The 25,480-nt window shown below is 62.5% G+C and carries 25 protein-coding genes; 14 read left to right on the forward strand and 11 right to left on the reverse strand.

Annotation, left to right across the window (positions count from 1 at the left end):
• Positions 1-42: 42 nt before the first annotated feature.
• A complete protein-coding gene (locus tag NLY43_RS32305) occupies positions 43-1,455 on the reverse strand; it encodes a M48 family metalloprotease (RefSeq protein WP_023710573.1) in 1,413 nt (470 codons plus the stop codon).
• Between the two features lie 152 nt (positions 1,456-1,607).
• Between NLY43_RS32305 and NLY43_RS32310 the strand changes: the two genes are divergently transcribed.
• Both NLY43_RS32310 and NLY43_RS32315 read left to right on the forward strand, forming a co-directional pair.
• Entirely contained in the window at positions 1,608-2,756 is a 1,149-nt protein-coding gene (locus tag NLY43_RS32310) for a pyridoxal phosphate-dependent aminotransferase (protein ID WP_023710572.1), read from the forward strand.
• Positions 2,757-2,767: 11 nt separating this feature from the next.
• Positions 2,768-3,697: a glutaminase gene (locus NLY43_RS32315; protein WP_023710571.1), complete on the forward strand. Its 930-nt coding sequence runs from the start codon at positions 2,768-2,770 to the stop codon at positions 3,695-3,697.
• A 93-nt stretch (positions 3,698-3,790) separates the two neighbouring features.
• Here the strand turns inward: NLY43_RS32315 and NLY43_RS32320 are convergent, their stop codons facing one another.
• Positions 3,791-6,709, reverse strand: a complete 2,919-nt coding sequence (locus NLY43_RS32320) for an Rne/Rng family ribonuclease (protein ID WP_023710570.1) — start codon at positions 6,707-6,709, stop codon at positions 3,791-3,793.
• Between the two features lie 648 nt (positions 6,710-7,357).
• Between NLY43_RS32320 and NLY43_RS32325 the strand changes: the two genes are divergently transcribed.
• The 5 genes from NLY43_RS32325 to NLY43_RS32345 all read left to right on the forward strand — a co-directional run bounded on the left by NLY43_RS32325 (position 7,358) and on the right by NLY43_RS32345 (position 13,770).
• Positions 7,358-8,617: an N-acetylmuramoyl-L-alanine amidase gene (locus tag NLY43_RS32325; RefSeq protein WP_023710569.1), complete on the forward strand. Its 1,260-nt coding sequence runs from the start codon at positions 7,358-7,360 to the stop codon at positions 8,615-8,617.
• 213 nt (positions 8,618-8,830) lie between these two features.
• A complete protein-coding gene (locus NLY43_RS32330; protein WP_023695364.1) occupies positions 8,831-11,287 on the forward strand; it encodes a penicillin-binding protein 1A in 2,457 nt (818 codons plus the stop codon).
• 130 nt (positions 11,288-11,417) lie between these two features.
• A protein-coding gene (gene prfB / locus NLY43_RS32335; RefSeq protein WP_155922402.1) for a peptide chain release factor 2 occupies positions 11,418-12,549 on the forward strand; the annotation gives its coding sequence in 2 pieces (ribosomal slippage) (positions 11,418-11,483 and positions 11,485-12,549; 1,131 coding nt in all).
• Positions 12,550-12,667: 118 nt separating this feature from the next.
• Complete coding sequence (locus NLY43_RS32340) at positions 12,668-13,087, forward strand: GFA family protein (RefSeq protein WP_023710567.1); 420 nt, start codon at positions 12,668-12,670, stop codon at positions 13,085-13,087.
• A 287-nt stretch (positions 13,088-13,374) separates the two neighbouring features.
• Entirely contained in the window at positions 13,375-13,770 is a 396-nt protein-coding gene (locus NLY43_RS32345) for a hypothetical protein (RefSeq protein ID WP_023667474.1), read from the forward strand.
• Between the two features lie 57 nt (positions 13,771-13,827).
• Here NLY43_RS32345 and NLY43_RS32350 read toward each other — a convergent pair whose 3' ends face one another.
• Entirely contained in the window at positions 13,828-14,697 is an 870-nt protein-coding gene (locus tag NLY43_RS32350) for an NmrA/HSCARG family protein (protein WP_023710566.1), read from the reverse strand.
• A 103-nt stretch (positions 14,698-14,800) separates the two neighbouring features.
• Between NLY43_RS32350 and NLY43_RS32355 the strand changes: the two genes are divergently transcribed.
• The 4 genes from NLY43_RS32355 to NLY43_RS32370 all read left to right on the forward strand — a co-directional run bounded on the left by NLY43_RS32355 (position 14,801) and on the right by NLY43_RS32370 (position 17,853).
• On the forward strand, positions 14,801-15,691 hold the full coding sequence (locus tag NLY43_RS32355; protein ID WP_023695362.1) for a LysR family transcriptional regulator: 891 nt from the start codon (positions 14,801-14,803) through the stop codon (positions 15,689-15,691).
• Between the two features lie 146 nt (positions 15,692-15,837).
• A complete protein-coding gene (locus NLY43_RS32360) occupies positions 15,838-16,206 on the forward strand; it encodes a GFA family protein (protein WP_023667471.1) in 369 nt (122 codons plus the stop codon).
• Positions 16,207-16,356: 150 nt separating this feature from the next.
• The gene (locus NLY43_RS32365) at positions 16,357-17,007 is read left to right on the forward strand and encodes a YiaD family glycine zipper/OmpA-like lipoprotein (protein WP_023667470.1); all 651 of its coding nucleotides are present in this window, start codon (positions 16,357-16,359) and stop codon (positions 17,005-17,007) included.
• A 237-nt stretch (positions 17,008-17,244) separates the two neighbouring features.
• Positions 17,245-17,853 carry a hypothetical protein gene (locus NLY43_RS32370; protein ID WP_023695361.1) on the forward strand — a complete coding sequence of 203 codons (609 nt, stop codon included), beginning with the start codon at positions 17,245-17,247 and terminating at the stop codon, positions 17,851-17,853.
• Between the two features lie 237 nt (positions 17,854-18,090).
• Here the strand turns inward: NLY43_RS32370 and NLY43_RS32375 are convergent, their stop codons facing one another.
• Together NLY43_RS32375 and NLY43_RS32380 are read right to left on the reverse strand one after the other, a co-directional pair.
• A complete protein-coding gene (locus tag NLY43_RS32375; RefSeq protein WP_023667468.1) occupies positions 18,091-18,360 on the reverse strand; it encodes a DUF2798 domain-containing protein in 270 nt (89 codons plus the stop codon).
• Between the two features lie 47 nt (positions 18,361-18,407).
• Positions 18,408-19,292, reverse strand: a complete 885-nt coding sequence (locus tag NLY43_RS32380) for an NmrA/HSCARG family protein (protein ID WP_023691232.1) — start codon at positions 19,290-19,292, stop codon at positions 18,408-18,410.
• A gap of 119 nt (positions 19,293-19,411) precedes the next feature.
• Here NLY43_RS32380 and NLY43_RS32385 point away from each other — a divergent pair, with 119 nt between their 5' ends.
• Positions 19,412-20,305: a LysR family transcriptional regulator gene (locus NLY43_RS32385; protein ID WP_023691233.1), complete on the forward strand. Its 894-nt coding sequence runs from the start codon at positions 19,412-19,414 to the stop codon at positions 20,303-20,305.
• Between the two features lie 166 nt (positions 20,306-20,471).
• Here NLY43_RS32385 and NLY43_RS32390 read toward each other — a convergent pair whose 3' ends face one another.
• From NLY43_RS32390 to NLY43_RS32400, 3 genes are all read right to left on the reverse strand, one after another.
• Positions 20,472-22,085, reverse strand: a complete 1,614-nt coding sequence (locus NLY43_RS32390) for a DEAD/DEAH box helicase (RefSeq protein ID WP_031196539.1) — start codon at positions 22,083-22,085, stop codon at positions 20,472-20,474.
• 192 nt (positions 22,086-22,277) lie between these two features.
• Positions 22,278-23,045: an NAD kinase gene (locus NLY43_RS32395; protein ID WP_023681482.1), complete on the reverse strand. Its 768-nt coding sequence runs from the start codon at positions 23,043-23,045 to the stop codon at positions 22,278-22,280.
• Positions 23,046-23,487: 442 nt separating this feature from the next.
• Positions 23,488-23,724 (reverse strand): hypothetical protein, encoded by a 237-nt coding sequence (locus NLY43_RS32400; RefSeq protein ID WP_286459381.1) that lies wholly within the window; start codon positions 23,722-23,724, stop codon positions 23,488-23,490.
• A 115-nt stretch (positions 23,725-23,839) separates the two neighbouring features.
• On the opposite strand from NLY43_RS32400, the gene NLY43_RS32405 reads away from it, so the two are divergent.
• Positions 23,840-24,130 carry a hypothetical protein gene (locus NLY43_RS32405; protein WP_286459384.1) on the forward strand — a complete coding sequence of 97 codons (291 nt, stop codon included), beginning with the start codon at positions 23,840-23,842 and terminating at the stop codon, positions 24,128-24,130.
• A 40-nt stretch (positions 24,131-24,170) separates the two neighbouring features.
• Positions 24,171-24,326 (forward strand): hypothetical protein, encoded by a 156-nt coding sequence (locus NLY43_RS32410; RefSeq protein ID WP_286459386.1) that lies wholly within the window; start codon positions 24,171-24,173, stop codon positions 24,324-24,326.
• A 393-nt stretch (positions 24,327-24,719) separates the two neighbouring features.
• Here the strand turns inward: NLY43_RS32410 and NLY43_RS32415 are convergent, their stop codons facing one another.
• The 3 genes from NLY43_RS32415 to NLY43_RS32425 form a co-directional block, all read right to left on the reverse strand.
• Entirely contained in the window at positions 24,720-25,022 is a 303-nt protein-coding gene (locus NLY43_RS32415) for a hypothetical protein (RefSeq protein WP_286459387.1), read from the reverse strand.
• A complete protein-coding gene (locus NLY43_RS32420) occupies positions 25,019-25,150 on the reverse strand; it encodes a hypothetical protein (protein ID WP_286459388.1) in 132 nt (43 codons plus the stop codon). Before NLY43_RS32420 ends, NLY43_RS32415 begins: the two co-directional genes overlap by 4 nt.
• A gap of 142 nt (positions 25,151-25,292) precedes the next feature.
• Positions 25,293-25,480 (reverse strand): hypothetical protein (locus tag NLY43_RS32425; protein WP_286459390.1); only part of this gene is annotated, 188 nt, incomplete at its 5' end.

Consider the following 25,480-nt stretch of genomic DNA (forward strand, 5'->3'; position numbering starts at 1 on the left):
CCGGTTCCGGTCTATCCTAGTCGCCGCGGGCGACCGGAAGGTTCATTTCTTGAGTTTGCCTGAAGGGTTGTAGTTTATGATGTCCTGCGCCCGAATCCAGCCGGGCTCGCCGCGCTTCAAGTCTTTTTGCGCGCGCATGGCGAAAATTTTCGCATTCGTGTAATCGCCGGAATAAAAGTGGCCCTCGGCGGTGGCGAGTTCCGCCGCCGGAATGTTGCCAAGCTCGCCATAGGCCTGGGCGAGATAGCGGTATCCGACCGTGTTTTCCTTGTCGCGCCCGAGACCGTTGTTGATCTGCACCACCGCCTTCTTCAGCGAGTCGGGCGTGCCGATGGCCATCAGCGCCTGGCCGAGGGAAACGGGCAACAGGCCCGACCTCACCGGATCGAGGCTGACCGCCTTGGCATAGGCGTCCGCGGCGTCCTTGGGCTTGTTGGCCTTCATCAGTATGTCGCCGCGCATTTCCTGGAAGTAGGGGTTCTTCGGCTGTTCCTTGATCAATGCATTGGCCTTGGTCAGTGCTGCACCCAGATTGCCGTAGAGATAGGCCATCTGCGCTTCGCCATAGCGCGAGGCGAGGCTGCCCGGGGCCTTGCGGATCAGCCGCGTGGCGGCGGCCTGGCCGCCCATATAGGCGGCGATCTTGATGCGCATCATGTCGTGCCGCTGCTGCAGTGCCGGCGGATCGACCTTGTCGACGTTAGGGCTCTGCTTGACCAGCACTTCGAGATTGGCGATGCGCTCCTGCGGCATCGGGTGGCTGATGCGGTAGGGATCGACCTGCGTGCCGGAAAGCGACAGCGCGCTCTGGAAGCGGGCGAAGGTCTTCAGCATGCCCATGCCGGACTGGCCGGTGGCATTGAGATAGGTGATGGCAGAGCGGTCGGCGGTCGACTCTTCGGTGCGCTGGTAGGCAAGAATGCTGCGCTGCGCCATCTCGCCGCCGCCCGCGGCGACACCCATGCCGGCGCCGGCAAGGCCGCGGCTGTTGGTGGTAGCGCCGGCAACGATGGCGCCGGCGCCAAGCAGCGTGGCGATGATGGCCATGGTCTTGGCGCGCTCGAGCTGGTCGCGCAATTTCTGCTGATGGCCGCCTGCGATGTGGCCGGCCTCATGGGCGATGACGCCGATGATCTCGTTGGGCGTTTCTGCCTGCATCAGCGCGCCGGTGTTGATGAACAGCCGGCGCCCGGTGACGAAGGCGTTGAAGCTCTGATCGTTGACCAGAACGATATCGACGCCGTCATTGGCAAGACCGGCCGCCTTAAAGATCGGCCGCGCATAGTCGCGCACCAGCGCCTCGATCTCGGCATCGCGCACGACCGGCACCGCCTGCGCGAAGGCCGTCACCGAGCCGGTTGCAGCGACGGCGGCGGCAAGCAAAAGCGTCGCAAAGCCGCGCGCTGTCTTCCTGATGGAAGATTTGGACATCGTTGATTTGGGTCGGCTCTGCATGAGGTCCACTGGTAAACGAGCGCGCGAACGATGAAAAGTCACGGCACCGAAACTAGGCGAACTTGTGATCCTCACATCAATCGGGCATTTGTGCGGCGCTGCCGCCGGTTGATGGCTTTGAGCGGCGGGCCGGACGGAAAGATTGAGGTCAAATGGTAGTTTCGCTGTCGCGCCGCGGTGAAGTCGAGCCGTTTCACGCCATGGACATTCTGGCCGAAGCCAACCGGCTGAAGGCGACGGGCGTGCCTGTCGTCTCCATGGCCGTCGGCCAGCCATCCGATCCGGCGCCCGTGGGCGTGAGGGAAGCAGCCGCAAATGCGCTGAGGATCGGACGCATCGGCTATACCGACACGCTCGGTCTGGCGGATCTGCGCAAGGCGATCGCCGGACATTATGGCGATCACTACGGGATCGATGTCGCGCCGAACCGGATCGCCGTGACCACGGGATCGTCGGCCGCCTTCAATCTGGCATTCCTGGCGATGTTCGATCCCGGCGACCGCGTCGCCATCGCAGCACCCGGCTATCCGGCCTACCGCAACATCATGGCCGCGCTCGGCATCGAGATCGTCGAGATCGAGCTCGGCACGGACGCCTACCTGCACGCCGAGCATTTGAAATCGGCGCACCAGGAAAAACCGCTGAAGGGCGTGTTGTTCGCCAGCCCGGCCAATCCGACAGGTGCGGTCATTCCCGCCGACGAGTTGTCCGCACTGGTGAGGACAGCCGAAGAACTCGGCATCGCGGTGATATCGGACGAAATCTATCATCGGCTGGCCTATGCCGCGCCCGACACCACTGCGCTGGCCCATGGCTCAGGCGTGACGGTGATCAATTCCTTCTCGAAATATTATTGCATGACCGGCTGGCGCATTGGCTGGATGGTGCTGCCGGAAGCTCTGGTGAGGCCGATCGAGCGCATCGCCCAGAGCCTCTACATCTCGCCGCCGGAACTGTCGCAGATCGCGGCGATCGAAGCCTTCAAGGCGACGCAAGAGCTGGAAGCAGTGAAGGCGCGCTATGCCTGGAACCGCGAGCTGTTGATGCGGCGCCTTCCGGAACTCGGATTTCCCTTGGCGGCGCCGATGGACGGTGCCTTCTACGCTTTCTGCGATGTCACCCGGCATACCAATGACAGCATGGCCTTTGCGCGCAAAATGCTGGCCGAAGCGCATGTGGCGGCGACGCCCGGTCGCGATTTCGATCCGCTGGCAGGACACCGCACGATGCGCTTTTCCTATGCCGGCAGCCATGACGACATGGTCGAGGCGATGGCGCGCATCGAGCGCTGGCTGAAATAGCGGGGACGAGCATGCCGGATCTTGAACAAGCGCTGGCCGACATCGCCGCCGAGATGGCCGAGCGCTCCGATCGCGGCGAGGTCGCCACCTACATTCCGCAGCTCGGCAAGGTCGATCCGAAGAAATTCGGCATTGCCGCCGTGACCAATGACGGCCGCGTGCTGGTCGCCGGCGACGCCGACCAGGCGTTTTCGATCCAGTCCATCTCCAAGGTGTTTACGCTCACGTTGGCGCTCGGCAATGTCGGCGACGCGCTGTGGCAGCGTGTCGGACGCGAGCCGTCGGGCAATCCGTTCAACTCGATCGTGCAGCTCGAGCATGAGAACGGCATTCCGCGCAATCCGTTCATCAATGCCGGCGCCATCGTCGTCTCCGACATACTGCTTGCCGGCCACCAGCCGCGCGAGGCGATCGGCGAAATCCTGCGCTTCATCCAGTTCCTTGCTGATGACGAAGCGATCATCATCGACCGCGAGGTCGCGGCTTCCGAACGCGCCACCGGCTATCGCAACTTCGCGCTTGCCAACTACATGAAATCCTTCGGCAATCTCCACCATGCACCGGAGCTGGCGCTGGGCGTGTACTTCCACCATTGCGCCATCGCCATGAGCTGCCGGCAATTGGCGCTGGCCGGCCGCTTCCTCGCCAATGGCGGCAGAAACCCGGCAACCGGGCACTCCGTGGTGTCTGCCGAGCGGGCGCGGCGCATCGGCGCCATGATGCTGACCTGCGGCCACTATGACGGCTCCGGCGATTTCGCCTTCCGTGTCGGCATTCCCGGCAAAAGCGGCGTCGGCGGTGGCATATTGGGGATCGTGCCGGGTGTTGCTTCGCTCGCCGTATGGTCGCCGGGCTTGAACGCCAACGGCAATTCCAAGCTGGGGTCGATCGCCTTGGAAAAACTGGCCAGGATGATGAACTGGTCGATTTTCGCCCCCTGACGCCTTCCGTCATTCGCGCATGCAAATATCCCGCGCCGTGGTTTGAACGGCGCGGGATTTTTGTCAGGAACCTATCTTAATCGGCTGAATAGCTTAGAAAAAGCCCTTCCGCTGCCACCAGCCGGCGCGCTTCGGCTTTTCCTCTGACTTTGCCTCGTCAGCAACGCTGGAGGAAACCACCGGCACCGCGGAGGTATCCGCGGCCACGGCTTTGCGCCGTGACGGGCGAGCCTTGGCGGGCTCGTCGTCGACTGTCGTTTCCGTGGCGGCATCGGCCGCAGCGGGGGCGGCTGCTTCGACGGCAGCTTCCGGTGCAGCCTCGGCCGCCGTCTCATCGGCGACTTCCACCACAGCCTTCTTTGCCCTTGAAGCGCGCTTCTTCTTCGGCTTTTCGGCTGGAGCGTCGTCGTTCGCCGCGGCGGGAGCCGCTGCTTCTTCAACCGCTACGGCTGCCACGGGCTCGCTTGCGGCCGTTCCGACTTCAGCGGCCTCGGCCACCGAGGCGGTTTCGCCGGCTTCGGTCTCCGTGCCGTCTTCGCGACGATTGCGCTTGCCGCCGCGCTTGCCGCGACGGCGCTTCTTGCCCTGGGCGTCATCTGATGCTTCCACCGTTTCGACGGCGCCAACCTGGGCTTCGTCTTGCTGTGTTGCATCGTCATCGCCTGGTTCAGCGGCAAAGTCGTCGCTTGCCGCCGAAACCGAAGCACCTTCGGCGCCATGCTCGCGATCGCCATGTTCGCGTTCGCGATCCTTGCCGCCGCGCCGCCTGCGGCGCTTGCGACGCTTGCGATCGCGGCCTTCGCCGTCCTCAGCCGATCTCGGCTGCTGCTGCTGCGACTGCGGCTGCGCCTGACGCGGCTGCTCTGCCTGTACCACAACCTCGTCGTCTTCCTCCTCGATGACGATCTCGTCCTCGGGCTCTTCCGGCTCGACATAGGCCGGGAAGGTTCGCGCTTCGACAAAGCCTTCCGGCTTTTCGGCAATGGCGCCGCGGAAGATCGCGTAGTGCTGCACACCGACCGTATCATCGGCCTCGACGGTGATGGTCAGGCCAAAGCGGCTTTCGAGTTCCACCAGCGTGCCGCGCTTGTGGTTGAGCACATAGAGAGCGGTCGCCGCCGGGGTCCGCACCGTGATGTGGCTGCGCGAATCCTTGAGCAGGAATTCCTCGATCGCCCGTACCACCATCAGCGCCACCGACGAATCGGAGCGCACATGGCCGGTGCCGCCGCAATGCGGGCAGGGCTTCATGGTCGATTCCAGCACGCTGGCGCGGATGCGCTGGCGCGACATCTCCATCAGACCGAAATGTGAGATGCGGCCGACCTGGATGCGGGCTCGGTCGTTCTTGAGGTGATCCTTCAGCCGCTTCTCGACGGAGCGGTTGTTGCGGTTCTCCTCCATGTCGATGAAGTCGATGACGATCAGGCCGGCGAGATCGCGCAGCCTCAATTGCCTGGCGACCTCTTCCGCCGCTTCAAGGTTGGTGTGGAGAGCGGTGTCCTCGATCGAGTGCTCCTTGGTGGAGCGGCCCGAATTGACGTCGATGGCGACCAGGGCCTCGGTCTGGTTGATGATGATGTAGCCGCCGCTCTTCAGCGTCACCTGCGGCTGCAGCATGCGGTCGAGCTGCGCCTCGATGCCGTTGCGCACGAAGATCGGCGTCGTGTCGCGGAAGGGCTGAACCACCTTGGCGTGGCTCGGCATCAGCATGCGCATGAAATCCTTGGCCTCGCGGTAGCCTTCCTCGCCGGAGACAAGAATCTCGTCAATATCCTTGTTGTAGAGGTCGCGCACCGAGCGCTTGATCAGGCTGCCTTCCTCATAGACGAGGGCAGGGGCGGTGGATTGCAGCGTCAGATTGCGGACGTTTTCCCAAAGCCGCATCAGATATTCGTAGTCGCGCTTGATTTCCGCCTTGGTGCGGCTTTCGCCGGCGGTGCGCAGGATGACGCCCATGCCCTGCGGCACTTCGAGATCGGCAACGACCTCCTTGAGGCGCTTGCGGTCGACCGCACTGGTGATCTTGCGCGAAATGCCGCCGCCGCGTGCGGTGTTGGGCATCAGCACGGAATAGCGGCCGGCAAGCGACAGATAGGTGGTGAGTGCAGCGCCCTTGTTGCCGCGCTCTTCCTTGACCACCTGCACCAGCAGGATCTGCCGGCGCTTGATGACTTCCTGAATCTTGTACTGGCGGCGCACCGGCTTGCGGCGGCTGCGCACCTCTTCCAGCGCATCCTCGGCGCCTACGGATTCGATCTCGTGGTCGTCCGGATGCGAGGACTGCACCTCTTCCAGCATGCCGCGATCATTGTCCTCGGAGGTGGCTTCGCCACTTGCCTCGCTGGACGACCTTTCGTCACCCGGCTCCGCCGCAGGGACAGCTTCGGAGATCACATCCGCTTCGACGCTTGCCGCGATCGATGTCGGGCCGCCTTCCGACGGTTCGGTCCCGGATGTCTCGGCGTCGGAGGCTTCGCTGTCGCCATGCCCGCCATGATCGTCATGCCCGGCGGTATTGGCCGCGGCATGCTCGGAAGCAGGCGCTTTGGAGACGGCATCGCTGCCGGCATCGCCATGTTCGCCGTTCTCATCATCGGCGCCGGCGTCGCGCTTGTGTTCGCCGCGCTCACGACCCTTGCCGCCGCGCCGGCGGCCGCGCCGGCCGCGATCGCGACTCTGGCGGTCGTCGCCGTCATTGTCCTCGTTCTCCTCTTCCTCCGCTTCCTGCGCTTCAGCGCGCAGCAAAGCCTGACGATCGGCGACCGGGATCTGGTAATAGTCGGGGTGAATTTCACTGAAGGCGAGGAAACCGTGACGGTTGCCGCCATATTCGACAAAGGCTGCCTGAAGGGAAGGTTCGACACGCGTTACGCGGGCGAGATAGATGTTTCCTTTGAGCTGCTTCTTGTCCTGAGATTCAAAGTCGAATTCTTCAATACGGTTACCGCGGATAACGACAACGCGTGTTTCCTCCGGGTGGGAGGCGTCTATCAGCATTTTGTTGGGCATTATTTCGTTTCCTCCCGGCAGCCGTCAGCCGCAGCTTGCGAGGCAAAGCCCGCTGCTGCGTGTCTGGGATGTGGGTGCCGGATGTCTGAATGTCCGCCGGACGCCGCTTGAGCGCCATGGCGGTGCCGCCCGCAGCCACAATGGCGCGGTTTGATGCGGACCTTTCCATGATTGCGCTTGAAGCCATCGTCACCAGCAGAACCTTTTGAACCAAAGCCCGGACGAACCGGACCAGCTTGTTTGCTCATACAGAGCCGGCACGGGAACAAACCCGGCCGTTTTCCTCACGCAGGCGATTCCCCCGCCACGGGCGCACACCTGCGAAATTCGTCGCGATCACCTGAAGCCTTTTCGCTGGAGCGAAAGGAGCCGCCTTTCATCTGACCTGTAGCAGGAAGCTGCGGGAGAAGCGGTTCCAGGATTGCAGTGATCCACCATCGCTTTTATGATTTGACGGGGTGGAAGGCAACCCCGATTTCGGATGCCGGCAAAAAGCAGTGCCGTAACGGAAGCACAGGCCTTAATCCTCAATGAAAAGGCTTGGTTAACCTTCTCTGGATACCAATCGTTAATCGAGTCTGCGGCCTTGACCGGCATTTCGACCAACCACGCGGGCGCAAGCGCCAAACCGGGAGCGACTGCAAAGAAATGGGACTGGCGGGCATCACAGACAAGGGCCATGGCCGTGCAGGCCGTTTCCTGCGCGCTGCCGGTGTGCTGTTGCTGCTGGCGCTTTGCCTTGCTTTTGCGCCGGTTTCACGCGCCGCCGATGCGCCACTCGGCGCCACCGCCTACAAGATGGCCGGCGACGCAACCAAGATGCGCATCGTCATCGATTTCGACCGCGAGCCCGACATCAAATGGTTCCTGCTGCGCGGCCCCAACCGGCTGGTCGTGGACCTGCCGCGCACCCGATTCGCCATTGGCGCGAAGGACGCCAAGGCCCGCGGCCTGGTCAAAGCGGTGCGTTATGGCGATCAGGGCGAGGGATCGCGGCTGATCCTGACCGGCAAGGGGCCGTTCTCGGTCGACAAGCTCGAGGTGCTCAAGAACGAGGACGGCGCAGGCTATCGCATCGCCATCGACATGTCGGCAGCCTCCGACCGCGAGTTCGACGAAGCCCTTGCCAACCAGGCGCTGACCACTGGCTCGACCGTCTCCACCGACAAGGGCTCCAGGGTCGGCACAGGGCCGATCTCCAATCCCGGGCATCGCTTCACCATCGTCATCGATCCCGGCCATGGCGGCATCGACGGTGGCGCCGAAGGCCTCAACGGCACCATCGAGAAGAACGTGACGCTGGCCTTCGCCACCGAACTGCGCGACAAGCTCGCCGCCGTCGGCAACTACGACGTGTTCATGACGCGCGATACCGACGAGTTCCTGCGGCTCGATGACCGCGTGCGCATCGCCCGTCAGCACGAGGCCGACCTTTTGATCTCGATCCATGCCGACACGATCCGCGTCAAGGGTATCAGAGGCGCCACCGTCTATACCGTCTCCGACGAGGCATCCGACCCGGAAGCGCAGGCGCTTGCCGACCGCGAAAACCTCTCCGACCAGTTCGCCGGCATGGTGATCAAGGACGACAACAAGGAAGTCACCGACATACTGATCGACCTGATCCGCCGCGAGACGCATAATTTCTCGATGAGCTTTGCCCACACTCTGGTCGGCCAGTTGTCCACCAGCGTCGGCCTGATCAACAATCCGCAGCGTTCGGCCGGCTTCAAAGTGCTGAAAGCGCCCGATGTGCCGTCGGTGCTGGTGGAACTTGGCTATCTCTCCAACGCCAAGGATGAAGCGCAACTGCTCGACGCCGACTGGCGCGGCAAGGCGGCGCAGAGCATCACCAACGCCGTCGCCCTGTTTGCCTCCGCCAAGATGGGAACGGGAACCGGAGGCTGAGATGGTCGCCGCCGCCCACGACCGGAGGCAGCGTTGCACGACGACAACACCAGGCGCTTTTATTTCAGGTGGGGGATGCCTAAACCGGGCACTGCCGTATTTTGCCCACATGGTGGCGACATGGGTTTTCCATCACGGATCGGGACAGTTGCGAAGGCTTGCGCGAAAGGCGGCTTCGTCTAGGAAATTCCCGGACCTCGGACTGGAGCGGGCATGATTCGTCTTATCGGCTATTTCTTTGGTATCGGCACGACGCTGGCGCTTATCGTCGCCGCGGGCGTGGCGATATACATCAGCCATCTGTCGAAAGACCTGCCCGACTACGAGGTGCTGGCCAAGTACGAGCCGCCGGTGACGACCCGCATCCATGCTTCCGACGGCTCGTTGATGGCCGAATATGCGCGCGAACGGCGGCTCTATCTGCCGATCCAGGCGGTTCCGGACCGGGTCAAGGCGGCGTTCCTGTCGGCCGAGGACAAGAATTTCTACAACCATCCCGGCATCGACATCACCGGGCTTGGCCGCGCCATCTACGTCAACCTGCAGAATCTGGGTTCGGGCAGGCGCCAGGTCGGCGCCTCGACCATCACCCAGCAGGTGGCGAAGAACTTCCTCTTGTCCTCGGACCAGACCTACGAGCGCAAGATCAAGGAGATGATCCTGGCCTTCCGCATCGAGCAGGCCTATTCGAAGGACCGCATCCTTGAGCTTTACCTCAACGAAATCTTCTTCGGTTTCGGCGCCTATGGCGTTGCGGGCGCGGCACTGACCTATTTCGACAAGTCGGTCAACGAACTCACGGTCGCGGAAGCCGCCTATCTGGCGTCGCTGCCGAAGGGGCCCAACAACTACCATCCCTTCAAGCATGCCGACCGCGCCATCGAGCGCCGCAACTGGGTCATCGACCAGATGGTCGAGAACGGCTACGTGACGCGCGAGGAAGGCGACAAGGCCAAGGCCGAGCCGCTCGGCGTGACGCCGCGTCGTAACGGCTCCTATCTGTTTGCGGGTGAATATTTCACCGAGGAAGTGCGCCGCCAGATCATCTCGCGCTATGGCGAGAACGCGCTCTATGAGGGCGGCCTTTCGGTGCGCACGACGCTCGATCCGAAGATCCAGCTCATCGCCCGCAAGTCGATGCAGAACGGCTTGCTCAAATATGACACGCTGCGCGGCTATCGCGGACCGGTGACGCATATCGATGCTTCCGGCGACTGGGGCGTGGCGCTGGGCAACGTCAAGGGGCTGGAAGACGTGCCGGAATGGTCGCTTGCCGTCGTGCTCGACAGCTCGGCGACCGGCCTTTCCATCGGCCTGCAGCCGACGCGGCAGATTTCGGGCGATATCGTCAAGGAACGCGTCGAAGGCGCCGTCAGCAAGGAAGACATGAGCTTTGCCATGCGCCATGTGGTCGATGGCAAGACGGTCAAGGCCAAGTCTCCGGCCGATGTACTGCAGCCCGGCGACGTCATCTTCGTGCAGAAGAACGAAGGGTCGGAAGGCGCCTACACGTTGCGCCAGGTGCCGGAAGTGGAGGGCGGCCTGATCGCCATGGATCCACATACCGGCCGCGTGCTGGCCATGGTCGGCGGCTTCTCCTATGCGCAGTCGGAGTTCAACCGCGCCACGCAGGCGATGCGCCAGCCGGGATCGTCCTTCAAGCCGATCGTCTATTCGGCCGCGCTCGACAATGGCTATACGCCGGCCTCGGTTATCATGGACGGACCGATCACCATCCAGAGCGGCAACACGACCTGGACGCCGAAGAACTATGACGGCACGGTGGCCGGCCCCGCGACCTTGCGCTCCGGCATCGAAAAGTCGCGCAATTTGATGACGGTGCGGCTCGCCAACGACATGGGCATGAAGCTGGTGGTGGAGTATGCCGAGAGGTTCGGCGTCTACGACCATCTGGCGCCGTATCTGCCGATGGCGCTGGGCTCCGGCGAGACGACGGTGATGCGCATGGTGTCGGCCTATTCGATCATGGCCAATGGCGGCAAGTCGATCAAACCCTCGCTCATCGACCGCATCCAGGACCGCTACGGCAAGACCGTGTTCAAGCAGGACGAGCGCGGCTGCGAAGGCTGCAACGCGCCCGAATGGAACAACCAGCCCGAACCGGAACTGGTCGACAATTCCGAGCAGGTGCTCGATCCGATGACGGCCTACCAGATCACCTCGATGATGGAAGGCGTGGTCCAGCGCGGCACCGGCGCCACCATCGCCGAGCTTGGCCGCCACATCGCCGGCAAGACCGGAACGACCAATGACGAGAAGGACGCCTGGTTCATCGGCTATACGCCGAACCTCGTAGTCGGCCTTTACATGGGTTACGACACGCCGCGCGGTCTCGGCCATGGCGCCACTGGCGGCGGTCTGGCGGCACCTATCTTCAAGGACTTCATGCGCGTTGCGCTGGACGGCACGCCGAATGTCGACTTCAAGGTGCCGGAAGGCATGAACCTGGTCGCGATCAACCGCAAGACCGGCATGCGTGCCGCGTCGGGCGATCCCGGCACCATCATCGAAGCCTTCAAGCCTGGCACCGGCCCAGCCGACAGCTATTGGGTGATCGGCATGGGCGCCGACGGGTCCAACGGCGCCGGCGGACCGCTATCGCCGCAGGCAACGGAAGCCATCCAGGCACCCGGCGGCGGACTCTACTGACGACCTGATTTTTTACGTCGAATGGGCTGGCTTGTTGAGCCGGCCCATTTCGCTTTACAGGCAGCAATGCCGTGCCTATGTATCGCGCCGACCCAAGCGCCACTTCGAAAACAGGACAGAACAACCAGCCATGCGCGCGGAAACGCAGAATATTGTCGACGAGATCAGGCAGGCGATCACCCTGCTGAGGAGGCATCTTTGACTGGGATCAGGCCATAAAACGGCTTGAATACCTGAACGTGCGCGCCGAGGATTCCAGCCTCTGGAATGATCCGCTGGAAGCGCAGAAGCTGATGCGCGAGCGCCAGGGCCTCGAAGACGGGATCGCCGGCGTCAAAAGCCTGACTCAGGCGCTGGAAGACAATATCGGCCTGATCGAACTGGGTGAGGAAGAGGGCGACCAGAGCGTGATCGCCGAGGCGGAAGCAGCCCTCCGCTCGATGCAGGGCGAGGCCAAGGCCCGCCAGGTCGAGACGCTGCTGTCGGGCGAGGCCGACGCCAACGACACCTATCTCGAAGTCCATGCCGGCGCCGGCGGCACCGAGAGCCAGGACTGGGCCTCGATGCTTCTGCGCATGTACACGCGCTGGGCCGAGCGTCGCCGTTTCAAGGTCGAAGTGCTGGAAGTCCATGACGGCGAAGAGGCCGGCATCAAGTCCGCCACGCTCCTGATCAAGGGCCACAATGCCTATGGCTGGCTGAAGACCGAGTCGGGCGTTCATCGCCTGGTCCGCATTTCACCCTATGACAGCAATGCGCGCCGCCACACGTCCTTCTCCAGCGTCTGGGTCTACCCGGTCGTCGATGACAGGATCGAGATCGACGTCTCGGAATCGGATGTACGCATCGACACCTACCGCTCATCCGGTTCGGGCGGCCAGCACGTCAACACCACGGACTCGGCGGTTCGCATCACCCATATCGCCACCGGCATCGCGGTTGCCTGCCAGGCCGAACGCTCGCAGCACAAGAACAAGGCGAAGGCCTGGGAAATGCTGCGCTCGCGCCTTTACGAGGAAGAGCTGAAGAAGCGCGAAGCGGTGGCCAATGCCACAGAAGCGTCGAAGAGCGACATCGGCTGGGGTCACCAGATTCGTTCCTATGTGCTGCAGCCCTACCAGTTGGTGAAGGACCTGCGCACCGGCGTCGAGAGCACCAGCCCCTCGAGCGTGCTCGACGGCGACCTCGACGACTTCATGGAAGCCTCGTTGTCGCAGCGCATCGAGGGTGGTGCCGGTGAAGCCGTGGCCGACCTCGACTAGGATATGTTCATATTCAGCTGAGGCCGGCCTGCGAATGGATGATACCTGCGCTTCCGCCACTTTCGAGTCGGCTGACTTGAATAAGAACATCCCTTGGCGGGGGAGCGAAGGAGGAACCATGAGTCGCAGGCTCACCGGCAAATGCTTTTGCGGCACGGTTCAGTATGAAGTGGCGGACGAGTTCGTCTATGCCGCGATCTGCCATTGTTCGAACTGCCGGCGCACCACAGGTTCCGCCTTCAAGCCCTTCGCCGGCATCGAGCGCGAGAAACTTGCCCTTGCCGAAGGGCATCACGGGCTCATCCATTTCGGCGATGACAGCGGCCACGATGCGCATTGCAGCCGCTGCGGCTCGTTGCTGTATTCGCTGGTCCGCGACGGCGCCTATGTCCATGTCGCCATGGGCACGCTGGTCGACGATCCGACGATCCGGCCGACCGCGCACATCTTCGTCGGCTCCAAGGCGCCATGGTTCACCATCGCCGACGACTTGCCGCAATATGAAGGGCATGTGATCGCCGGTCCAGGCGACGCATAGGCTGGAACCACATACGGCCAATCCCGTTGTTTCGTTGCCCGTCTGCCGGGAGTTGAGCCTGGCCTTGGATCTCGTCAGCGGTTGCAGATAGCGGCGTAGATGTGCGGCCTCGCGCAGCAACTTCTTGCGCCGGCCTAGGAATCAGCCCAGCATCCGAGGGCTGGAAGAGAAAAAGCATTTATGGCCGGACGCGGCATATCTGCGACCTGACGATCCGGCCACTGGGAAGACACGTTCCGGGAACGGGCAAGCGAAACGCTTGATGCTCGTTTGAAAGGAACGCTTCCATGTCTGCTGCCACTCTCCGATCGGCCAGAGCCGTTCAACCGGCTGGCCGACTCCTGTTTTCCTTGTTCGTGACCCCGATCTTTGCAATCGCGATGCTTGCGGCGGTGCTGACCGCACCCGCCTTCGCCCATGACGCCAAGCCTACGGCGGCGAAGCCGCAAGGCTGGAGTTATCCCTTCGCCTGCTGCGCAAACTACGACTGCCGCACCACCCATACCGGCGAGGTGCTGGAAAAGCCGGAGGGCTATGTCATCGCCGGAACGGGGGAGGTCGTTCCGATGAGCGACAAGCGGGTCAAGGACTCACCCGACGGCGATTTCCACTGGTGCGCGCATCAGGCCGGCCTCGACGCAGGCAAGACGATCTGCCTGTTCGTGCCACCGCGTTCCTACTGAGTTCTGTTGGCAGTTCTCATCGGAAGGCCGGCCTTGGTGGTGCTGAAGGCGCTTGCGTCAGACGGAAGCAGCGAGTGCCGAGGCGAAGTCGCGATACGGGCGCAGTGGGCGACCCAGAAGTGCCGTCAGGCGCTCGACGTCGCCGGCCTCGGGCAGCATCCCGTCGGTGAAGAAACGCTCGCCCATCAGGCGCATGTCGTAGGCCATCCAGGCGGGCAGGAACTGCTTGAGATTTTGCTCAAAACCCTCCGTATTGTCGCCGCTGTAGCTGATCGGGCGGGCGAGTACGTCTGACCAGATTGCGGCAATGTCCGTCCCGGTCAGTGTCTGCGGACCGACGAGGTTGATCCTCTCGAACGCAAGCGGCTCCTTGGACTGTTCGCGACGCAGCAGCTCAAGGGCGGCGATCTCGGCGATATCGCGGGCGTCGATCATGGCGAGACCCTTGGGGCCGATCGGCATTGGGTAGGTGCCGTAGCCGGTGATGACGTCTTCGACCGTCAGATCGTTCTGGATGAAGTAGGCCGGGCGCAAGATCGTAGCTTTGAAGTCCATGTGTTCGATCATTCGCTCGACGCCGAACTTGCCCGCGAAATGCGGCACGTTCACATAGACGTCAGCGTGGATCACCGAGAGATAGACGATCCGCTCGATGCCGGCCGATCGGGCGACGTTCAAGGCGATCAAAGCCTGGGTGAATTCGTCCGGCACCACGGCGTTCAAGAGAAACAGCGTGGAAACGCCAGACATGGCTTTGCGCAGCGAATCGACATCGAGAAAGTCGCCTTGCGCGACGGATACGCCTGCCGGAAAACTGGCTTTCGACGGATCGCGCACGAGAGCACGCACACCGGCGCCGTGCTTGGCGAGCTGTTCGACGACTTGGCGGCCGATATTGCCGGTGGCGCCGGTAACGAGAATGGTCATGGAATTTCTCCTGTTGGGTTGCTTGACAGCCCCAATATGTGTGGCTCACAAAGAGCCCAGTAGACGGCAATTTTAGACACGTCGTCTCACTGGTGGGACAGTCATGGATCTTTTAGCCCTTGCCGATTTTAACCTCGTGGCTCGCCATGGCGGCTTCGGCAAAGCGGCAAGGTCCACCGGCCGGCCCAAAGCAACATTGTCCCGGCGCGTTGGCGAATTGGAAAGCAGTCTCGATCTGCGTCTGTTCGAACGGGGTGCGCGTAACCTGAAGCTGACCGAAGAAGGACGGGCGCTCTTCGAGCGGACGGGGGCGTTGCTTGCCGAGCTGGACGAGACGGCATCGGCGATTGCCTTGGGCGGTCAGAGACCCAAGGGCAGATTGCGGATCAGCGCGCCTTTGCATTTTTCGCAGACTGCAATGGGGAGGATCGCTGCGGGATTTGCCCTGAGGTATCCTGAGGTGAGGCTTGAAGTGACCACCGAAGACCGGCATGTCGACATGATCGAGGAAGGCTACGATCTGGTAATCCGGGTCAATCCGGATCCCGATGAAAGCCTGGTCGGACGGGCGTTTCTCCACGACCGCCTGGTCGTCGTCGCGAGCCCGGACCTTCCTCGCCCGGCCGACGGGCTCGCCGCTCCTGGCGTTGCGCGCGGGACGGGCGAGCGGCAAACATGGCAGGTGAAGACACCAGGTGGCCGGGCAACACTTAGAATCGAGCCGGTCCTCGCCTTGTCGACGCTCATCATGGTCCGGGATGCGGTGCGAGCCGGCATCGGCGCAGGACGGCTTCCCATTTCGTTGGTGGCCCACGACCTGGCTGACGGCACACTGGTGAATTGGGGGGATATCGACGGCCCGGAGATCTCTCTATGGACGCTCTACCCGTCGCGGCGGCTGCTCAGCGCGCGCGTGTCGGCGTTCCTGGATTTTCTGAAACAGGCTTTCCCAAACGGGACGCCGGACGAACTGGCCGCCTATATCGGCAGGTGACGACGATTGGGAGGTGACGACGGGTCCGCTTCGGCCAGATCGCCGCTCGGCTCGATCGACCGGCGCCTGCTGACAGACAGTTGTCAGGAGCCTTCCTTTATGGTGCCTTGCCGCATGGGTGGCGGCAACGGAGAGGAAAGCTTTTCATGACCATCAAGGCCAGCTGTCATTGCAAGGCGACGACGTTCGAGGTTTCGCAGGCGCCCGAGACGGTAACACAATGCACCTGCTCGTTCTGCTCCAAGCGCGGTTCGCTGTGGGCTTACTACGTTCCGTCGCAATTCAAGCTCACCAGCTCGCCGGAAAACGTTTCCTTCTATCAATGGGGATCGAAGACCGTCAAACACGGGTTTTGCGCCATTTGCGGCTGCGGCACCTTCACCGAAACGCCGGACTGGTCGACCGGCAAACCGGACTTCGACAATCCCAAGATATCAGTCAATTCGCGGCTGTTCGACGATTTCGACCTCGATAAGGTCGAGGTGGTCGTCATTGACGGCAAGAACCTCTGGTAGGCCAGCACCAGCCACCGAAGCGGAAGAGTGGCGCGAGCGGGGAAAAGCCGCTTTCGCCGCTCGGTTTTTCGCCGCATTTCATGTTACAAGACCCGAGAAGGGCTTATATGCGCGAGCCGCAAAGGCCGCGCTTTGGAGAGGGACGATTCTATGAAAAAGACTGTGCTCGTCGCCGTTGCGACGGCTGTGCTGGTGAGTGCCTGCACCACGACCGATCCGTACACCGGCGAGCAGAAGGTTTCGAACACCGCAGCCGGCGCCGGCCTTGGCGCCCTGGCGGGTGCGGGCCTCGGCCTGCTTGCCGGCGGCAATGACCGCCGCAACGCGCTGATCGGCGCCGGTATCGGCGCGCTGGCCGGCGGCGCCATCGGCGCGACCATGGACCAGAACGAGGCTGAACTGCGCCGCCAACTCGAAGGCACCGGCGTCAGCGTCACCCGCACCGGCGACCAGATCATCCTCAACATGCCGTCCGACATTACTTTCAACGTCGACCAGGATGCGGTGAAGCCCGGCTTCTACCAGGTGCTGAACTCGGTTGCGCTGGTGCTGAAGAAGTTCAAGCAGACCACGGTCGACGTGTTCGGCCATACCGATTCGACCGGTGGCGACGAACACAATTTCGATCTGTCGCAGCGCCGCGCATTGGCGGTCGCCAACTATCTCTCAGGCCAAGGTGTCGATTCGCGCCGCTTCGCCGTCACCGGATTCGGCAAGACCCGTCCGATCGCGTCCAATGGAACGGCGGCCGGCCGTGCGCAGAACCGGCGCGTCGAGATCCAGCTTTCGCCGCTGACCTGAATTGTTCGGCATCGAAATGCGAAGGCGCCCCCGCAAGGGGCCGCTTTCTTTTTGGGCTCCTGTGGTCCGCCAAAAGGTCTAATGCATTAGAGATTTCTAATAATCCCTTTCCGGAGACCTTGGAAGGGATTAGCATTGGCGCGGTTCCAGAGGGGATGGGGCGATACAAACGGCCGCGCAGTCACTTAGTCGGCCCCGGTCCTGCACGGCCAGATAAGGGAAATCTGGGAGGAATGCATGACAAGAACAGCTCGTCTTGGGCGCTGCGGCGTCCTCATTTTGACAGGTCTGGCCTCAGCTTGGTGCGCAGCCGCCACGGCTCGAGCCGAGGACGCCAACAAAGCCGACATCGAAGCTTTGAAGAAATCGCTCGCCAAATATGAGGACTACACGGTCGCCGTCCGCGACCTTTATCTGTCGACTGTCGGGTGTGTCTATTACAGCGGGGACAGGATCGAGGGCGCAATGGACTATCCGAAGGGCGCTATGGGCATCCATTTCGTCAACGTCCCGAGTGTCGGTCAGAAACTCGATCCGATGCGCCCCAATGTGCTGATCTACGAGCCGACCAAGAAAGGCTTGAAATTGGTTGGCGTGGAATGGCTGATGCCCCTGACGCCAGACACCAAGGAACCTCCAAAACTATTTGGCCAGACCTTCATGGGACCGATGGAAGGGCACTATCCGCTCATTCCGAGGGAGTTCGTCCACTACGACCTTCATGCCTGGCTGTTCAGAGACAATCCGAACGGCATGTTCAGTCCGACCAACCCGAACGTGAAATGCAGCAAGGCAGAGTTTCCGATGCTGGAAAAACCGACCAAGATGATGCCCGGCCCGATGTGACGGACGGGCCAGGATAGGAGCGTGCCAAGAGTGCAAGCTGGCCGGCTGCATTTGAGAGCGCTCGGGATCAGGCTCGGACGACGATCGGCATGAGGGCCGGCGCGCATGAAGGCTGCCCGCATGAAGACAGGTATCTGGTCGCGGAAGTCGACAATGGCGCTGCGAGCCGTCAGTCGAAGGTAAAAGCGGCCCGCAAGGGCCGTTCTTGTTTGGCATGTCGGACTCCGTAATCAAGGCCTACGAGGTCGGCTGATCGACAATTGCCGCAACGATACGGCGCACGATCGGCAAGACCAGCAGCAGACTTGGAAAGCCCACTAGCCATGATGCTCCCCATGCATACGGCCAGGTCGCCACGAAACCGGTTGTCCAGCCCGCATTGATCAGCGTCGCTACCGCGGAAACAATGCACGACATCAGGATGGAAAGTACGAATGGCATTACCAGCGCATTGTAGGAGGCCGGTAGCTTCCTCGATTTCAAAACCTTGTGGGATGACGGTCGCATCACCTATCTCCTTCTCGAAAAGTGGAAGTATGCGCGGCTGGGCGCAGTCAGGCGGCCTGCGCCATTTGCTGGGCAAGGTTTCGAATAAAGCCGCGCAACGAACGCGGTTCGCGGCCCAGGGCGGCGCGCAATGTCAGACTGTTTCCGCCAAGGCCATAGTGGGCATAGTGGGCGTATATTTTGGCCAGCACCTGCATTTGGCGGTCATTGTAGGGAAGGCGTGCCTCGGCCGCCCACTCGCCAAATGTCGGCTCACCAGAAGAGATGGGTCTGCCAAGTTCCTCACTCATCATCGCAACGATGTCTTCCCGGCTGTGCATGCCGTCAGCGCACAGATCGAGGGTCGCGTAGGACAATCGCGCTTCGGTTAGGGCGATCGCCGCCACCTCAGCGACATCGCGGTAGTCGACGCGGGCCAGCTTCGCCGTCTTTGGAAACGGTTCCGAGAAAACACCATGTTCAACGACGGACGGCCAGGCCGCTGCGAGGTTCTGCATGAAATTGGCAGGGTGCAGAATCGTATATTCCATCGTCGTCGAGTAGAGAGCAGCCTCGACAGGCACCTTGCTGGCATGGTTCTTCAGTCGCGTATTGGTAGGCTGGATCACCGACGAGAAGACGAACTTTCGAACTCCTGCTCGCGTGGCGGCCTCAACCATGGCAACGCCCATGGCTGCTTCATCGGGAGCAAAAGCCGGCCCAATGTGAAAGACGCCGTCGACGCCCGCGACCGCCCTTTCGAGGCTCTGACGATTTCGCAAATCTCCTGTCGCAACCTCGGATGCCCCCACCTTCCGGGCCTTTTCGGCATTCGCAGGGTCGCGAACGAGCGCTCGAACATTGGCATTGCGGCGGACAAGTTCAGGCACGACAAGTCCCGCAACTCGGCCTGTGGCACCAACAACCAGAACAGTTGGATTGGCTACTTGCATGACGATTTCCTTCCATCAAGCCTGTCCTCGCGGGACAACTTGCAGAGAGGTACGACGTCGCAATTGTCGTTACAATTACCCGTTTTTGCGATATATTATGTCGAATGTCGGGAGAATGCATGAGCCGAATGGACGATTTCGAGGCTTTCATCGCGATCGTCGAGCATGGAAGTCTGACGACTGCCGCACATCGGCTGAACCGCTCGCTGCAGTCGGTCAGCCGGTCCCTGGCGGCACTGGAGCAATCAGTCGGCGTCGAGCTGATCCACAGGACAACGCGTCGCTCGACACCAAGTGAAGTCGGAGCAGCCTTTTTCAACCGGATCAAACCCGCGGTCGACGAAATAAACGACGCAAGACTTCAGGCGATCAATCAACGATCGGAGCCGGCAGGCGTCCTGCGCATCGGGGCGCCGGTTCTGTTTGGCCCGAACGTCCTGATGCCTGTCATCGCGGAATACATGCGGACATTTCCCCGGGTCGAGGTCGATCTTCAACTTTCCGATGGATTTGCCGATCTTGGCGCCGAAGGTCTCGACCTGGCAATACGCATCGGCGATTTGCCGGATTCCAACTTGAAAGCCAAACGCCTGGGAGCGTTGCGGCGCGTTGTGTTCGGCGCGCCTTCCTATTTCGCGCGGTGCGACCGGCCGGCCCATCCCTTCCAGCTGAGTGAGCACAGTTGCATCATCAGAACCGCTAACGAGCGTCCAGGTGAATGGACGTTTCAGATCGACGGGAAACCCCGGACCGTGAAGGTCGCAGGCGCTTTTCGCTCCAATCTGATGACCTCGGTCTATGCCGCCGCAATCCACGGACTGGGTTTGGGCTTCTCGCCTCTGTGGCAGATAAGACATTTGGTCGACGACGGTCTCGTCGAACTGGTTTTGACGGAATTCGAGCCGGCACCGGTGCCGATCCATGCCTTGTGGCAGGAAGGCCGGTCATCTTCGGCCAAGGTTCGGGCATTTCTGGATTTATTGGCATCCCGCCTGGAACTCAAAAGCCTGTAGCATCGACGGGTATTTGAAGCGCTCCAGGCCGGAAGAGATCGGGCAGATCGAGCCTGTCTTGCGATTACCGCGCATGGCGCTGATTGATCCTGAGCGGGCTCCAGATCTCGCATCCCAATCGCGTCCAGGAAAGCCGCGCGTCCTCGGGACGCCGCGGCTCATGGAATCAGACCTTGGCGACGATCTTCATGAAGGCCGGCATGTCGTCGCCGAAGCCGACGGTGCCGTCATTGTCTTCACCGCGGTTGTTGCCGCGGGCAGGGCGGCTGTTGCTGGCGCGCTGCGGCCTTGTGTCGCCGCGTTCCGGGGCGCGGTTCTCGTTGTTGCGATCGGAGACCTTGCGGTCGCTGTTTTCGGAGCGGATCGCTTCCTTGCGCTGATGCCGTTCGCCGATGTCGGCGACCGCGGCCTCGGCTACCACCGGCTGTTCCTCGCGCGCGGCATCTGCCGCTGGCGCGTCGTCGCTGCGCTTGGCATGGCGTTCGCGCGGCTTGCGCTCGCCACCCTCCTTGCGATCATGGGCCTTGCGGTCCTCGTCCTTGCGGCCGGCGCGGCGCGGAGCGCCACGGCCACGGCGGGGCGCTTCGTCCTCGCCGCCTTCGCTGGCGACCACGGTCGACAGGTCGCCGTCATGCCACTCGATCTTGTTGCCGATCAGCCGCTCGATGGCGTCGATGTATTTGGTGTCGGACTTGGTGGCGATGGTGAAGGATTTGCCCGAGCGTCCGGCGCGGCCGGTGCGGCCGATGCGGTGGACATAGTCTTCGGCGTGGATCGGCACGTCGTAGTTGAAGACGTGGCTGACGTCGGGAATGTCGAGGCCGCGCGCGGCGACGTCGGACGCCACGAGATAGCGCAATTTGCCATCGCGGAAATTGGCCAGCATCTGCATGCGGGCGCGCTGGTCCATGTCGCCATGCAGGGCGCCGGCGTCGAAATCATACTTCAGCAGCGAGCGGAACAGCTCCGCGACCTCGACCTTGCGGTTGCAGAAAATGATAGCGTTCTTCAGCTCGGCGTCTTCGGCCTTTATCAGATTGCGAAGCGTCTCGCGCTTGTCCCACGGCTTGGAGCCGGACTTGACCAGGCGCTGGATGATGTTGGTGGCAGCGGATGCCGCCTTGGAAACCTCGACGCGCACCGGCGCATGCAGGAACTTCTCGGTGAGCTTGGTGATCTCCGGCGGCATGGTCGCTGAGAAGAACAGCGTCTGCCTGGTGAACGGGATCATCTCGCAGATGCGCTCGATGTCGGGGATGAAGCCCATGTCCAGCATGCGGTCGGCCTCGTCGATGACGAGGATCTCGACGCCGTTGAGCAACAGCTTGCCGCGCTCGCGGTGATCGAGCAGACGGCCGGGCGTGGCGATCAGCACGTCGGCGCCGCGCTCCAGCTTCTTGTCCTGCTCGTCGAAGGAGACGCCGCCGATCAGCAGCGCGATGTTGAGCTTGTGGTTCTTGCCGTATCTGATGAAATTCTCTTCGACCTGCGCGGCGAGCTCGCGCGTCGGCTCGAGGATCAGCGTGCGCGGCATGCGGGCACGGGCCCTGCCTTTTTCGAGGCGGGTCAGCATCGGCAGCACGAAGGAAGCCGTCTTGCCGGTGCCGGTCTGTGCTATGCCCAGAATATCCTTGCCGAGCAAGGCATGCGGGATGGCGCCAGCCTGGATCGGCGTCGGCACGGTGTAGCCCGCATCGGTGACTGCGGAAAGGACCTTGGGCGACAGGCCGAGGTCTGAAAAGGTCAACGCTTCTAGAGCGGTCGTGGTGTCTGAGGACAAGAGTTGCTGTCTTTGGCTGGTTCGGGGAAGCGCAACGGCATCCGTCGCGGCAAGCACAGCGTGCCTGCAAGATTGGTATTGCGATTAGGCGCAAGCCCGCGATTTGTCAACAGAAACGGGCGGGATTGGCACGATTGTGAAAACGTAAGCTTAATCGCGATGCTTAATTAGGTAGTCACTCTTTGCGCCGGCTCAATAGCGGAACTGCTCGGCGAGAATGCGTTCGTTCCACGAATGGTTGGGATCAAACAGCAGCGTTGCCGTCGCAGTCGGCGATTCGCGGACCGTTACGGAAGCCACCGCCTTGACCTCGGTGTGGTCGGCGGCGGTGTTCACCGGGCGCTTTTCCGACTCCAGAATATCGAAGCGTACGGTCGCCTTGTTTGACAACAAGGCACCCCGCCAACGGCGCGGCCGGAACGGGCTGACCGGGGTCAGCGCGAGCAACGGCGCATCCAGCGGCAGGATCGGCCCGTGCGCCGAAAGATTGTACGCGGTGGAGCCGGCCGGCGTCGCGATCATCACGCCGTCGCAGTTCAGTTCCTCGATGCGGACCTGCTCGTCGACGGTGATGCGGATCTTTGCCGTCTGGTAGGACTGACGCCACAGCGCCACCTCGTTGATGGCGAGTGCCGAAACCGTCTCGCCCTCATGCGTCAACGCCAGCATTTCCAGCGGGCGGATCGTTTCGGCGACGGCGGCCGCGATGCGCTCGGTGAGGCCCCCGACGCGGTACTCGTTCATCAGGAAGCCGATGGTGCCACGGTTCATGCCGTAGACCTTCTTTCCCGTGCTCATCGTGTCGCGCAAGGTCTGCAGCAGGAAGCCGTCGCCACCCAGTGCCACCACCACCTGGGCGTCGTCGAAGGATGCCTGGCCATAGCGGGCCGACAGGCTCTCCATCGCCGCCTTGGCATCGGCAGTGTCGGAGGAGACGAAGGCGAGATTGGCTTTGCTCATGACATTCCGATGGCGGTCGGCCGATGGCGGTCGGCGGCGGTTGCGTGGGGTAGCATGGGCAAGCGCATCTGCAAAGGAGGCATCGTCCGGGCCAGTTGCGGCCGCGGCGAAACGAAATCGGCGGCTCGCGCTTCATGTCGCCGGAACGGCGAATGTGATGGTTAAGTGCGAGCTTAAGCACTCGTAAAGCCTGATCGATCATGTTAGCCGACAGAGGATGGGTGGCTGGGGGCTAGCCAGTCGAGACCTGTCTATTGCCGGTGACACGCCTGATTATCGTCTTCCTTGTGATGGGAAGTTTCGCCCTTCTCTTTGCGGAGCTTGTGCGGCAGTCCGAAGACATGAGCTCCAGGCCGATGGCCTCACGCTGCGGCGGCGCCGGCGTGCCATGCCCGCAAAACGCATTGTAGGCGAAGCCAATCCGCCAACGACGATCCGTCGCCTACTGCCCGACAATCCTCAGATTGGCGTTGCCGTAGAATGTGTAGGCGAGATAGGTCGGATCGCCGGTCCGGTAGAATTCTCTGCGGACATCCTGCAGGATCTCGGCCAGATAGACCGGCCCGTCCTTGATCCGCGTGCTGATGCCGCCATAGAAATCGGTCGAGAAGGCCGCTGCCGCGCGGTCGGTCAGTGGCCACATGCCGCCGATGAAGCCGGAAGCGCCGCCCGCCAGCACCGCCGGACCCCAGCCTGCACGAAACCGCCGAGCATCTGCGAACGGCCGGTGTCGCAGGCGTTGAAAAAGTAGAACGGATTGCCCTTGCCATGCGCGGCCGCGACCAGCGCGGCCCATGTATCGGGTCGAGCGACTGGTCGACGAGATCGATGGCAAAGACCGGCCGGCCACTGCTCGGCTGGTTGACCTCGCCATGACCGGAGAAATGAATGAAACCGGTCGAGACTTCACCGACCAGTTTCTCGAAAGAGGTGAAATCGCCATCGAAGCGGCGGTAGCCGTAAAGCTTGCTCAGCGCCGCGATCTCGTCCTGCTGAAAGCGCAGCGAGCGCTTGTCGAGATAGGAGGGCGCGACGGCCGCGACGCCGGTGAAGGTCATGCGGTCGAGCGGGTTGTCGACCTGTGAGGCACTGCTGCGCGGAGCCCAGCGCGCCAGCCGGTAGCCCATGCCGAGAAAACCGTCGGCGACGGCGCCGTCGGCGCTGCGCGGGCGGATCAATTCCCAGGGCAGCGTCGGGCTGTTCGAGGTGATCTGGATCGAATGGAGTTCGCCTTTGCCGCGCAGCGACCAGAACACGTCCTTGAACGGTTTCGGCACATAGTCGCGGTAGAGCGCATCGCCAAACCTTCGGCGGCGAGCGTGACAAAGCGCTTTTGCGCCCCCGTATCGCTGCTTGCGGCAGGCTGCTGCAGCGAAACGGCGCGCGCAGGCTCAATCCGAGCTGCAGCAGGCGGCGGTATTCGGAGTCCAGCCATGCCGCCATCTCAGGTGGCGTCGAGAACGTATCGGTCACCGGACCGGCCAGATGCGGCGAATGGATGATGATCTGCCCCGAACCCAGCCCGCTCGGATCGTCATAGAGGATGGTCACGTCGAGATCGGGACGTCATCGCCGGCTGCGCCGCCGAGCGTCACATTGCCAGTTACCGCCGGCTGCGGCGCCGCTGCGGCCAGCATCAGCATGGCAGTGCTGCGGAGCGTTCGGCTGTGGCGCTCAGAGCGGCTGCCTCGACAGGCGCGGTGCGGCGAATGATAACCGACCGCGATGCCGATCCCAGGAACCTCCCGGCGCTGTAGATGCGCGCGATGAACTGGGCCGGCTTGCTGTCCTTGGCGATCGGCGCGCCTTGACGTCGAAGCGGACGAAGTCGCTGTCGCCCTGGCGGTAGAGCGTCGTCCGTCGGCTCCATTTGCCGCCGTCAGCGAGATCGAAGCCGGAGGCGAACAGATCGATATCGATCGGCCATTGCTCGGTTCCCGCCGGCATCGCCATGGCCAGGGCGCCATCTTCCGTCACCGACGAGCCGGCGCTGCCTTCACCTTCACTTCGGGCGTGAATTGCTCTTCGGTAAGGGCGATCGAAACGGTCACCGTCTCGCCGGCGACAATCTCATCCGGCGCATCGATGGTTGGATGGCGCACCACCTCGACAGCGCCCGTCTCGGGTTGTGGAAGGGCGCCGCCGGAAGGAGGGCTTTGCGCCTGGTCGATGGGCGGCGGCGCTGGTTTCGGTGGCGCCTGCGCCTCCGGCGGACTTTCGGCGCCGGTCGCGGGTGGCGGGCCGATGTCATGCCGTCCTCAGGGGGGATCCCTGCCTTATCGGGGGCGGTTCGGCGCCGGTGGCTCCGCCATCCTGCGGATAGGTCCCGCCGAGATTGTTCTGGGCAGCGGCCACAGCTGCGTCTTCAAGACGTTGCTTTTCCTCTTCGTATCGTTGCCGAGCCTGCTCTTCCTGCAATTGGCGCTGCTGTTCCT

Origin of the sequence: Mesorhizobium sp. C416B (assembly GCF_030323165.1) — a bacterium.
In the GTDB taxonomy this organism is placed as follows: Bacteria; Pseudomonadota; Alphaproteobacteria; order Rhizobiales; family Rhizobiaceae; genus Mesorhizobium.

Excerpts from the sequence above, each read along its gene's own strand:
- NLY43_RS32320 (WP_023710570.1), bottom strand. The coding sequence starts at position 6,709 with ATGCCCAACAAAATGCTGATAGACGCCTCCCACCCGGAGGAAACACGC.
- NLY43_RS32365 (WP_023667470.1), top strand. The coding sequence starts at position 16,357 with ATGAAAAAGACTGTGCTCGTCGCCGTTGCGACGGCTGTGCTGGTGAGT.
- NLY43_RS32325 (WP_023710569.1), top strand. The coding sequence starts at position 7,358 with ATGGGACTGGCGGGCATCACAGACAAGGGCCATGGCCGTGCAGGCCGT.
- NLY43_RS32370 (WP_023695361.1), top strand. The coding sequence starts at position 17,245 with ATGACAAGAACAGCTCGTCTTGGGCGCTGCGGCGTCCTCATTTTGACA.
- NLY43_RS32395 (WP_023681482.1), bottom strand. The coding sequence starts at position 23,045 with ATGAGCAAAGCCAATCTCGCCTTCGTCTCCTCCGACACTGCCGATGCC.
- NLY43_RS32410 (WP_286459386.1), top strand. The coding sequence starts at position 24,171 with ATGCCGAGAAAACCGTCGGCGACGGCGCCGTCGGCGCTGCGCGGGCGG.
- NLY43_RS32385 (WP_023691233.1), top strand. The coding sequence starts at position 19,412 with ATGAGCCGAATGGACGATTTCGAGGCTTTCATCGCGATCGTCGAGCAT.
- NLY43_RS32350 (WP_023710566.1), bottom strand. The coding sequence starts at position 14,697 with ATGACCATTCTCGTTACCGGCGCCACCGGCAATATCGGCCGCCAAGTC.
- NLY43_RS32405 (WP_286459384.1), top strand. The coding sequence starts at position 23,840 with ATGTATCGGGTCGAGCGACTGGTCGACGAGATCGATGGCAAAGACCGG.
- NLY43_RS32305 (WP_023710573.1), bottom strand. The coding sequence starts at position 1,455 with ATGCAGAGCCGACCCAAATCAACGATGTCCAAATCTTCCATCAGGAAG.
- NLY43_RS32375 (WP_023667468.1), bottom strand. The coding sequence starts at position 18,360 with ATGCGACCGTCATCCCACAAGGTTTTGAAATCGAGGAAGCTACCGGCC.
- NLY43_RS32360 (WP_023667471.1), top strand. The coding sequence starts at position 15,838 with ATGACCATCAAGGCCAGCTGTCATTGCAAGGCGACGACGTTCGAGGTT.
- NLY43_RS32345 (WP_023667474.1), top strand. The coding sequence starts at position 13,375 with ATGTCTGCTGCCACTCTCCGATCGGCCAGAGCCGTTCAACCGGCTGGC.
- NLY43_RS32340 (WP_023710567.1), top strand. The coding sequence starts at position 12,668 with ATGAGTCGCAGGCTCACCGGCAAATGCTTTTGCGGCACGGTTCAGTAT.
- NLY43_RS32380 (WP_023691232.1), bottom strand. The coding sequence starts at position 19,292 with ATGCAAGTAGCCAATCCAACTGTTCTGGTTGTTGGTGCCACAGGCCGA.
- NLY43_RS32310 (WP_023710572.1), top strand. The coding sequence starts at position 1,608 with ATGGTAGTTTCGCTGTCGCGCCGCGGTGAAGTCGAGCCGTTTCACGCC.
- NLY43_RS32355 (WP_023695362.1), top strand. The coding sequence starts at position 14,801 with ATGGATCTTTTAGCCCTTGCCGATTTTAACCTCGTGGCTCGCCATGGC.
- NLY43_RS32330 (WP_023695364.1), top strand. The coding sequence starts at position 8,831 with ATGATTCGTCTTATCGGCTATTTCTTTGGTATCGGCACGACGCTGGCG.
- NLY43_RS32315 (WP_023710571.1), top strand. The coding sequence starts at position 2,768 with ATGCCGGATCTTGAACAAGCGCTGGCCGACATCGCCGCCGAGATGGCC.